Genomic DNA, 11,976 nt, shown 5'->3' with positions numbered 1-11,976 from the left:
GTAAGTGTTTGTGAACTTACGAGTTGAATCTGCTTCTTTAACAGTTGCAACTAGTTTACCTTCGCCATTATCTACTACTGAGACATGGATTGTGTAGCTTTCTTTAGAGTATTCAATACCTTCTTCTGAACCAGCTTTTTCTGTTAACACATATTCATGGTTTCCAGCTTCAGTGTATGAAAGTTTGAAAGCTACTTCATTTGTTGCAACTTCAACACCTTCAACTTCTTTACCGTTTGATGATGTTGCGATGACCTTTCCGCCTTCGCTCAATTCAAACTCAAATTGTTCTTTAGCAAGTTCTTTACCAACTAATTCTTTAGTTGCTTTGATAACTGCTTCTGTTGGTGATACTTTATATTTGTTTGTAAACTTACGAGTTGAATCTGCTTCTTTAACAGTAGCAACTAGTTTGCCTTCGCCGTTATCTGCTACTGAGACATGGATTGTGTGGCTTTCAGTTGAGTATTCAACTCCTGCTACTGATCCAGCTTTTTCTGTCAACACATATTCGTGCTCGCCTGCTTCAGTGTATGAAAGTTTGAAGGCTACTTCATTTGTTGCAACTTCAACACCCTCAACTTCTTTACCGTTTGATGATGTTGCGATGACATTTCCACCTTCGCTCAATTCAAACTCAAATTGTTCTTTAGCAAGTTCTTTACCAACTAATTCTTTAGTTGCTTTGATAACAGCTTCTGCTGGAGTTGCTTTATATGTGTTTGTAAACTTACGAGCTTCGTCTGCTTCTGTAACAGTTGCTACGAGTTTACCTTCACCGTTATCTACAACTTTAACATGAACTGTATAGCTTTCTTTAGAGTATGTAACTCCTTCTGCTTCACCAGCTTTTTCTGTAATTGTATATTCGTGCTCGCCTGCTTCAGTGTAGAGAACTGAGAAGACTACTTCACTTGTTGCTGCTTCAACACCATTAACTGTCTTACCGTTTGAAGACGTTGCGATGACGTTTCCGCCTTCACTCAATTCAAACTCAAATTGTTCGTTAGCAAGTTCTTTACCAACCAATTCTTTAGTTGCTTTGAATGTAGCACGAGCTGGTGATGGCTCATATGTGTTTGTTAAAGTAGGTGTTTGAGTTGTAACCTCAGCTTTAAGTGTTCCACCTTCAGCTTTAACAACGACTGTAACTTCGTATGAGTTTTCATCAAATGTGATACCTGGAACTTTTGTTTCAGTATTTTCTTTGATGACATAGTTGTAGGTACCAGGACCTTTAGCTTTCAAACCTTCAAATGTGATGCTTCCATCTGCTTTGTTTGTTGTTGAAGCAATTGGAGTAGTCAAGTTATTTGCATTGTACAAATCAAACTTGAACTCACCATCTTTCAAGGCTACTGGACGATTTCCAGCAATTACTTTCTTAGCAGTGATTGAGAAATCTGCTGCGATTGGTTCGTCTTGAAGGTTAATCTTAGAACCTTCAGCTCCAAGAGTTACCTTGTATTCTTTTTCATCAAGAGTATATCCAGCAGGAGCTGTTTTCTCTTTGATGATGAAAGTCTTACCGACATATTTTTGATCAAACTCATCAGAGATTGCCACACCTTTTTCATTTGTAGTCAATTCTGTAGAGATAGTCCCATCTTCTGACTTCACTGTGTAAACCGCACCTGCAACAGGAACCAATGTGAAGGCATTTGTCTTGTTGATCTTAATCTTGAAGGCTGTAGAAGCTTCGATTTGTCCTTTTACAAGAGATACACGTTCAGCTTTAAAATCTAAGTTTGTACGATTACTACGTTGAGTAAGTGCAGTTCCATCTGCTTTAGTCAACTGGATAACGTTTTGAACTTTTCTACCATCACCAGGTGTAGTTGTATGATACTCAACCCAGTATGCTTTAGATCCATCTGCAAAGATAAGGTTAAACTGAGTATAGTTCTCATTCCAAGCTACAGTATAGTCAGTACCTTCTACCATCTTCTTAGCATCAGAAGGAACTTGAGAAGTACCGTCGTTCAATGTAGCAGAAGAATAAACTACCAATGACTCTGGGATATACTGGATAGGAGCAAACTCAGCTGTGTTTGGAAGGAAGTCATTCAACACTAGGTTTTTACCATAGTCTTGTCTTCCTGTATTGACACGGATTCTCCATGGAGAGTATACGTCTCCTTTACCTACTGAACCGATAGCTGCTAACTTTGCTGAAGTCCATTCTTTACTTACTACATCGTTACCAACCTTAGCATAGTTTTCGAAACCTTCTTGCTTGCTGTCAACTGTCTTAGATGTAAAGGTATGTGTGATTGTTTTACCAACACCCTTGTTTTCAAAGGTAAGCGGCGTTGCTGTTTGGTCACTCTTGAACAAGAAAGTAATTGCATAATTTCCTTTCACGCCTTTAACGATATCCCCGCCTGTTTTAGCTTGGAACTCATCAAGGTTCTTCAAAGTAACACGTGCCTTACCACCTTGGTTATCACCATTAGCAGTAACAACTACTGTACCGATATTAACTTTTGTTTCCTTATCGAACAATTCAGTCGTTCCATTGTAGACAGTTACCGGTGTAGGAATATCTACATCAAAGTAATCGCCATTGGCCAATTTACCATCATATTGCTTGAGGTCAAATTGAACAAAGAACTGATTTGAACGATTGGTAATAATCTGGTAAGTACCATCTGCATTCGGTTCCAATTTGGAATCCGACATGTTGAGGACACTTATATCAGTTACTACACCCGTTAATTCTTTCCCATCCGCATAAGCGACATTGGTCGATAAGAACAATGCACTCAGGAAGGTCAGAACTGATACAAAAAATATTAAAAACGGCTTTTTCTTTAACTTTTTCACCATTAAATATTTCCTTCTTTCCCTATTTTTTTAAAATATCTTGAATTATTAAATAATCCAAGATAATAGTACTAAATTTCAACTTAAAAGTCAATGAAATCAAGGGCAAAAAGCCCGTATTTTAATTTATTTTTGCTAAAATTTTGTTTTTTTCAAGATTTTAGATTTTTTCCTTTTATAGCGTACATTTTTTTTAAAATTATGACTCGTAAAAAAGTTTGATAAATCAAATTTATGATATCGCTAATTTAAAAAGCTATTCAAAAATTTTTGAATAGCTTCCTATTAGATTTACATAGTCAATAGTTTTTTATTTATTTAATAAGCTTAATGCTTCTGCATCTGCGATAATAGTTACATCTGGATGGTTTTGCAAACTACTTGCTGGAAGACTTTCAGTAACTGGACCTTCAACAGTTCCAGCGATAGCTTCTGCTTTAGATTCACCATAAGCAAAAAGCAAAATTGATTTAGCATCAAGAATATTTTTAATTCCCATTGAGATAGCTTGTGTTGGTACATCTTCAATCTTATCAAAGAAGCGAGCATTTGCTTCAATAGTAGATTGATCAAGATCTACAAGATGCGTTTGACTATCAAATGGAGTTCCCGGTTCATTAAAGCCAATGTGACCGTTTCGACCAATTCCAAGAATTTGCAAATCAACTGGATGATCAGCAAGAATTTGATTATAGCGTTCTACTTCATCCTCTGCATTATCTTTGACACCACGAGGTAAAAAGCTTTCTTTAAATGGCTTTTTATTGAATAGATTTTCTTGCATAAAGTAACGATAAGACTGAGGGTTCTCTCCATCAAGTCCTACATATTCATCCAAGTTAACACTAGTAAGATTTGAAAAATCAAGGTCACTCTCAACGATTTGTTGATAAAACTCGAGAGGGCTGCTTCCTGTCGCAAGTCCTAAGGTTTGAGCACCGTTTGCTAACTTTTCTTTTAAAATTTCAAAAGCTACTTTTCCACCTTCTTCAGGATTTTTTACTTGAATAACTTTCATAATTGTTCCTCCGTATTTCTTTATTTCATTATATGGTATAGACCAATTTTTGTCAAGTGTAAACGGTTTATTTTTTTAAGAAAAGATTATATTTACTTGAATCCATAATGAAATAGAAAGAATGAATAAATCAAAAAAGAGAGAGCAGTTATGCCCTCTCTATTTTCTTGGATAAAGATCAAAAACTTACCCAATCTTAATAGATATTCGTTTAAACTTCATCTTCTTTACGCTTGGTAACCAACGCAAGACCAAATAGTCCAAGAACTGCACCAATAGCCGCAACAACTGTAGTTGATTTTTCACCAGTATTCGGTAATTCACCTTCCTTAGGTGTTTCTGGAGTTGGTGGTGTTACCGGTGGGGTCGGTGGTGTCACCGGTGGTGTTGGCGGTGTTACCGGTGGGGTCGGTGGTGTCACCGGTGGTGTTGGCGGTGTTACCGGTGGGGTCGGTGGTGTTACCGGCGGGGTCGGTGGTGTCACCGGTGGTGTTGGCGGTGTTACCGGTGGGGTCGGTGGTGTTACCGGCGGGGTCGGTGGTGTTACCTTGTTATTAAACTCTGTATCTTCTGGCATTTGTGTTGTTAGGGTCAACACTTTTCCATCCTTGGTTACTGTAACATTTACAGTAGCAACCATACCATCGTATTCCATACCAGTCTCAGTACCTTTTACTTCTTCTACATGATAGAGGTGTGTACCTTCTTCACCACGTTTGAATTCAAGGGCGGAGAACTTGATCTTACCTTCAGCATCATTGCTTACAGTTTCAATCACTTTTCCATCCTTGTCTTTGAGTACAAAAGTAAACTCGCCAGCCTTCAGTGCACGGCCTTCCAATTTCTTAGTGAAGTTGAATTCAACTTTAACTGGAATATTTACAACACGTTTTTCAGTTGGTTTTTCTGGTTTTTCAACTGATTTCTTAGTTGGATCGTATTGGTGAACGATTTGAGAAGCTGTATTTTCAATATCTACACCTTCCTTAGCAGTATCCTTGATTCGTGCAAGAATATCAAACTTGTAGTAACGTCCAAATGCTAATTTAGCAGTGTCGATTACTTGTGTATTCTCTGCATCTCCAAGTGACTTAGTCAATTCAGCCTTAGACGTAGCAGTAATGACACCATCCACAATTGAGATATCAAATTTAGCGGTTACATCTTCACCAGTTACTGAATCGTAAGCTTTAATATCAGCTACATTAACATCCAAGTTTTCACTGTCATATTTATCTGTAATTCCAACAGATTGAATATTGTGAGCTTCTGTAAATTTAGTTGTATCCAACCATACTTGGTAAACAACCTTATCACCTTTATGGAGTGTTTGAGTATTGATATTTTGCGCTTCATTATTATCAACTTTGTCCGCATATGGATCTTTGTTGGTATCAGCTACTTTATCAGTCAACTCTTTATCATCATCCAAAAGTTTAGTTCCCGTAATATCAAATTTCTCTTCGTTAAGAATGTATTTCTCTGGGTTAAACTCAGGAGTTTCCGGAGGAGTCACAGTGTTGTTAAACTCTGTATCTGGAGCGTCTGTCACTGTCTTCACAAGTGCTTTAGATTTTCCATTGTGTTCAACTTCTACTGTGATTTCAGCCTTCATGGTATCGTAAGTGACTGTAGCGTCAGATCCTTTAACTTCTTCTACAGTGTACTTATGAGTTCCAACTTGAGCCTTAGTGAATTCAAGTTTAGCGAATTTCACCTTACCATCTTTATCGTTCTGAACTGTTTCGATTTCAGTACCTTTAGAGTCTTTCAATACGAAGCTGAACTCACCAGCTTTCAACTCACGGCCTTCCAATTTCTTAGTGAAGTTGAATTCGACTTCAATTGGAACTGAGTTAACACGTTTTTCAGTTGGTTTTTCTGGTTTTTCAACTTTCTTCGTGCTTGGGTTGTAGTAGTTTACAATTTGCGCTGCTGTATTTTCGATGTCTACTCCACCTTCAACGTCTGCTTTAACAGTTGCTGGGATATCAAATTTATAGTAGCGACCAAACTCGAATTTAGTTGTGTCGATGATTTGTGTATCATCTGCGTCTCCAAGTGACTTAGTGAAGCCAGCTTTAAGAGTTGCGGTCATAACACCATTTTCAACCTTAATGTCGAACTTGTCAGTCACATCAGCGCCAGTTACTGAATCGTAAGCCTTGATAGCTGAAGCGTCTACATCAACCTTCGTTTCATCGAAGTCATCAGAGATACTTACTGTTTGGATGTTATCCTTGTTATCTGCATCGAACTTAGTTGTATCAAGCCATACTTGGTAAACCAATTTCGCACCAGGTTTCACAGTCTTAGTATTCAAGTTTTGAGCTTCGTTGTTTGAAATTCCATCTACATATGGATTTGTATTTGTTTCACCATATTTATCAGTCAACTCAGAATCATCATCAAGAAGCTTGTCGCCTGTGATATCGAATTTCTCTTCTGAAACAACGTATTTCTCTGGTTGGAACTTAGGCTCTTCTGGAGGAGTCACAGTGTTGTTAAACTCTGTATCTGGAGCGTCTGTCACTGTCTTCACAAGTGCTTTAGATTTTCCATCGTGTTCAACTTCTACTGTGATTTCAGCCTTCATGGTATCGTAAGTGACTGTAGCGTCAGATCCTTTAACTTCTTCTACAGTGTACTTATGAGTTCCAACTTGAGCTTTAGTGAATTCAAGTTTAGCGAATTTCACCTTACCATCTTTATCGTTCTGAACTGTTTCGATTTCAGTACCTTTAGAGTCTTTCAATACGAAGCTGAACTCGCCAGCTTTCAACTCACGGCCTTCCAATTTCTTAGTAAAGTTAAATTCGATGTCAATTGGAACCGAGTTGACACGTTTTTCAGTTGGTTTTTCTGGTTTTTCAACTTTCTTCGTAGATGGGTTGTAGTAGTTTACAATTTGCGCTGCTGTATTTTCGATGTCTACTCCACCTTTAACGTCTGTTTTAACAGTGGCTGGGATATCGAATTTATAGTAGCGACCAAACTCGAATTTAGTTGTATCGATGATTTGTGTATCGTCTGCGTCTCCAAGTGACTTAGTGAAGCCAGCTTTAAGAGTTGCGGTCATAACGCCATTTTCAACCTTAATGTCGAACTTGTCAGTCACATCAGCACCAGTTACTGAATCGTAAGCCTTGATAGCTGAAGCGTCTACATCAACTTTTGTTTCATCGAAGTCATCAGAAATACTTACTGATTGGATGTTATCCTTGTTGTTTGCATCGAACTTAGTTGTATCAAGCCATACTTGGTAAACCAATTTAGCGCCAGGTTTAACAGTCTTAGTATTCAAGTTTTCTGCTTCGTTGTTGTCAGTCTTATCTGCGTATGGATCTTTATTGGTATCTCCGTACTTGTCTGTCAACTCAGAATCATCATTGAGAAGTTTGTCGCCTGTGATATCGAATTTCTCTTCTGAAACAACGTATTTCTCTGGTTGGAACTTGGGCTCTTCTGGTGGAGTCACAGTGTTATTGAACTCTTTATCTGGAGCGTCTGTCACTGTCTTCACAAGTGCTTTAGCTGTACCTTTGTGTTCAACTACTACTGTTACTTCAGCCTTCATAGAGTCGTATGTGACTGTCGCATCAGATCCTTTAACTTCTTCAATTGTGTACTTGTAAGTGCCTTCTTCGCCTTTCTTGTACTCAATTGCTTTGAACTTAACGTTTCCGTCTTTGTCGTTCTGGACAGTTTCGATTGGTGTTCCATCTTCTGCCTTCAATACGAAGCTGAATTCGCCAGCTTTCAACTCACGGCCTTCGAGTTTCTTAGTGAAGTTGAATTCGACTTCAATTGGAACTGAGTTAACACGTTTTTCAGTTGGTTTTTCTGGTTTTTCAACTTTCTTCGTAGATGGGTTGTAGTAGTTTACAATTTGCGCTGCTGTATTTTCGATGTCTACTCCACCTTCAACGTCTGTTTTAACAGTGGCTGGGATATCGAATTTATAGTAGCGACCAAACTCGAATTTAGTTGTGTCGATGATTTGTGTATTGTCTGCGTCTCCAAGTGACTTCGTGAAGCCAGATTTAAGAGTTGCGGTCATAACACCATTTTCAACCTTGATGTCGAACTTGTCAGTTACATCAGCGCCAGTTACTGAATCGTAAGCCTTGATAGCTGAAGCGTCTACATCAACCTTAGTTTCATCGAAGTCATCAGAAATACTTACTGATTGGATATTATCCTTGTTGTTAGCGTCGAATTTAGTTGTATCAAGCCATACTTGGTAAACCAATTTAGCGCCACGTTTAACAGTCTTAGTATTGATGTTTTCTGCTTCGTTGTTGTCAGTCTTATCTACGTATGGATCTTTATTAGTATCTCCGTACTTATCAGTCAACTCAGAATCATCATCAAGAAGCTTGTCGCCTGTAATATCGAATTTCTCTTCTGAAACAACGTATTTCTCTGGTTGGAACTTAGGCTCTTCTGGAGGAGTTACGACGTTGTTGAACTCTTTATCTGGAGCGTCAGTAACAGTTGCTACAATTGCCTTAGCAGTACCATCATGGGCTACCTTCACTGTAACTGTTGCAACCATATCGTCGTAAGTTACTGTTGTATCAGTACCTGCAACCTCTGAAACAGTATAAGTGTAGGTCTTGCCAAGATCATCTTTACCAAACTTAAGTGTCTTAAAGGTAATCTTACCATCTTTATCATTCTTAACAGTTTCAACTGCAACATTGTCTTTCTTAAGAACAAAGCTAAATTCACCAGCTGCTAGAGTACGGCCTTCCAACTTCTTAGTGAACTTGAGATCAACTGTAACTGGTACAGAGTTCACACGTTTTTGAGTTGGTTTTTCAGGTGTTTCTACAGATTTGCTTACTGGGTTGTAGACATGAACGATTTGGTTGGCTTTATTTTCAATATCTACTCCACCTTTAACATCTGATTTAACAGTAGCTGGGATATCAAATTTATAGTAGCGACCAAACTCAAATTTAGTTGTGTCGATAACTTGAGTATTATCCGCATCACCTAAAGACTTGTTCATAGAAGCTTTAGAAGTTGCTGTAATAACACCATTTTCAACTTTAATGTCAAACTTAGCAGTTACATCTTGGCCAGTTACACTATCATATGCCTTAATATCAGCAGCATTAACTGTTACTTTTTCAGCGTCATAAGTATCAGAGATACCAACAGATTGGATGTTATTCTTATCTGAGAAGTTTCTAGTATCTAACCATACTTGATAAACTAATTTCTCACCACGTTCAACGGTCTTAGTATTGATATTTTCTGCTTCGTTGTTCGTAGTTTTATCAGCGTAAGGGTCAGCATTTGTATCTGTGTACTCATTTGTCAACTCATGATCGTCGTCAACGAGTTTTGTACCAGTGATGTCATACTTTTCTTTATTCAGTACAAATTTTTCTGGTTGGAATACAGGTGTTTCTGGAGGAGTAATCTTGTTGTTGAATACTTTATCTTCAGTTCCATCTGTTGATGTTCCGTTATCATCTACACCACCAGTTGATGCTACGCTTGTTACTGTAGTAAGTGTATGACCGTTCTTAGCAACCTTAACTGTAATAGTTGCCTTCATCGTATCGTAAGTCATACCAACTTCTTTCGTTGTTGGAATAACTTCTTCTACAGTATAGGTATGTGTGCCAATTTTCGTATTGTCAAATGACAATTCAGTAAATGTCACTGTACCATCTTTTTTGTTGGCAACAGTTTCAACTTCTTGACCTCTTGAATCTTTAAGAACAAAGTTGAATTCTCCGTCTTTAAGTTCACGTCCAGCTAATTTCTTCGTGAAGTCAAATTTAACTTTTACTGGTGCTACCACATAGTTGTTGAAGATTTTATCATCATCACTTGATTTGAATCCACCTTCAGAACTATACTCAACTGTAGCCTCAAGATCCCCAACTGCATTTTTTTCAGTTACCGTAACAGTCATTGTAACTGTCATTGCATCGTAATCAACGTTCGTATCAGAACCTTTTAACTCTGTAATCTTGTATTTATATGTACCAGGGTTACTAAATGATAATTCACTAAATGTAGCCTTGCCATTTTTGTTTGTAACAGTTTCTTCATGTTTATCTGGAGTACTCTTTTCTTCTGTTAACTTGAAGCTGAATTCTCCATCTGTTAATACACGTCCAGCAAGCTCTTTTTCGAATTCTGGTGTAACTTTTGCTGGTTCTTGTTTGACATAGTAATAAATTGGTTGCTTGTATGGTGTCAATGAGTTGAGTAAGTCAACGTTTGTACCAATACCATAATTTGCTCTTTCCAACTGTGCATTTGGAGAAAGGTGTCCAATATTGTCCCCTAAGAATGGTACAAATACCGTTTTCTTAGGTATATAGCCAGATGCATTTTGGAAGTCAAATGGAATTTCTTTACCGTTTGGATAGTTTACACCTTTATTATCTGTGAAAGGAATAGTATAAAGTGGAGACTTCTTAACTACCAAATCTTCGGTATTTGCTTTTCCCGGTTTAATCGGTTTGGTTTCTGCAAGCAACATGTAACCGTCAGTACTTAGTGAACCATCTGAACGTTTGCTTTGTTGTTTTGGATCAAGAAGATAAACACGAACAACTACAGATCCGTCTTCCCCTACGATTTCTTTGATACGTTTGATTCCTGCACGCTCAGCGTCAATAAATTTAGTACCAACTTTGTATGGACGAGTTACATAGCCAGTTGTAGTATCTGGATCTGCCGTTTGATACAATTTGTAGCCATCAAATTGACGCTCGCCAGACGCTGTGAAGTTTTGTCCTTCCATAGCTTTAGTTGTGTACTTAGCTAAATCTACTTCATTACCATTTGGCACGTAGTCTTGAACAGTTTTATCTGTTTTATTAGCGTTAAATGTAGCATTATTTTTATCTACTACTCTATAGTAGGTTGTCTTTTCAACAAAGCTAGGAATTTTACTATTTGTATCAGTAATTGTACGACCATTATAAGCTGGTTCTACAACATTTATAATATCTGTAGAAGTTCTTGCAGCATAAACAGCATCAAATAGTTTTTGTTCCTCAGTAGTAAGATTATGTCCTGGAGCTACCAAAGCTTGGATAGCAGCACCAACTTCAAATCCGTATTGTAAGAATGGTTGAGCTGTTTCAGCCTTACTAGTAGGTGTCCCTTTATCAAAATCTACTTGATACGTTAACTCGCCATTAGATGCAGTTGCAGTCGTAGCAAATTTTTGAACACCACTTGTCGCTGAAATTGTTTTTGTTTCAACCACTGCACCGGTATTTTTATCAATTAATTCAACAGTAGTATCTGTAGAATCATCAAACTTCTTGTAAGAACGTGAATAATAGTTAGTATTGTAACGTTCGTTGAAGCGAGTAAGGTCTACGATACTATATGTATAATAATCACCTTCTTTTCTTGCATATCCAGCTGGTACAGTTTGAGACCCAACCGTAGCTCCATTTGGATTTTGTATAGTTGGATCAACCGTTTCACCATCTTTTAGATATGTACTAACACTGACTGGCTTAGAGTTGTGATCTCCAGAAACTGCATCTTCCGTTGTAGCACGACGATTACGAACTTTAGGTTTATCACCTTCTGAAACAGCTGGCTTAGTTTCTTCAGCTTTTTCAACCGGCTTAGCAGTTTCCTTACTAGCAACATCAGCCTCAGTTGAAACAGATTTTACTTCCTCTGCTTTTTTTGAAGACACTGGTTCAGATTTAGCTTCTTCTGTTTTAGCCTCAGAAGCTGCTTTCCCTTCTTCAACCTTGTTTGTCTCAGCAAGTTCAGTTGTTGCAACATTTTCTACAACATTCTCTTCCTTCTTAGAGGAATTCTCGCTGACACTATCCTTTTTCACCAACTCTGTTTTTTCTTCAGAACTTGGTTGCGTAGGAAGCTCAGAAGCTTTTACTGCACCACCATTTGCCAACATAAAGCTAAGAGTTGTTCCTAAAAATACCGATGCAACACCTACCTTATATTTCCGCAAAGAAAAACGTTGTTGTTCTTTTCTTATCATATGATAAGTTCTCCTTTTTAATATTTTTACTATTAGTCAGAAACAATTTTATGTTTTAATATTTTTGATTTTTAAACACAAAATTCTTCTAACTTTTTTAGCATCTTCATCTTATCATAAGAATTTA

3 protein-coding genes are annotated in these 11,976 nt (G+C 37.7%); all 3 read right to left on the bottom strand.

The annotated features are described in order from the left end of the window. Positions 1-2,829: Spy0128 family protein (locus HMPREF9423_RS04860; RefSeq protein ID WP_006148207.1), on the bottom strand; the 2,829-nt coding region annotated here is incomplete at its 3' end. A 307-nt stretch (positions 2,830-3,136) separates the two neighbouring features. Then, positions 3,137-3,844 (bottom strand): glucosamine-6-phosphate deaminase, encoded by a 708-nt coding sequence (locus HMPREF9423_RS04855; protein WP_006148206.1) that lies wholly within the window; start codon positions 3,842-3,844, stop codon positions 3,137-3,139. 211 nt (positions 3,845-4,055) lie between these two features. Beyond that, positions 4,056-11,849 (bottom strand): SspB-related isopeptide-forming adhesin, encoded by a 7,794-nt coding sequence (locus tag HMPREF9423_RS04850; RefSeq protein ID WP_006148205.1) that lies wholly within the window; start codon positions 11,847-11,849, stop codon positions 4,056-4,058. Between the last annotated feature and the right edge of the window lie 127 nt (positions 11,850-11,976).

Origin of the sequence: Streptococcus infantis ATCC 700779 (genome assembly GCF_000187465.1) — a bacterium.
In the GTDB taxonomy this organism is placed as follows: domain Bacteria; phylum Bacillota; class Bacilli; order Lactobacillales; family Streptococcaceae; genus Streptococcus; species Streptococcus infantis.
Note: the sequence above shows the minus strand (reverse complement) of the source record. Positions and strands in the feature narration are given on the sequence as shown.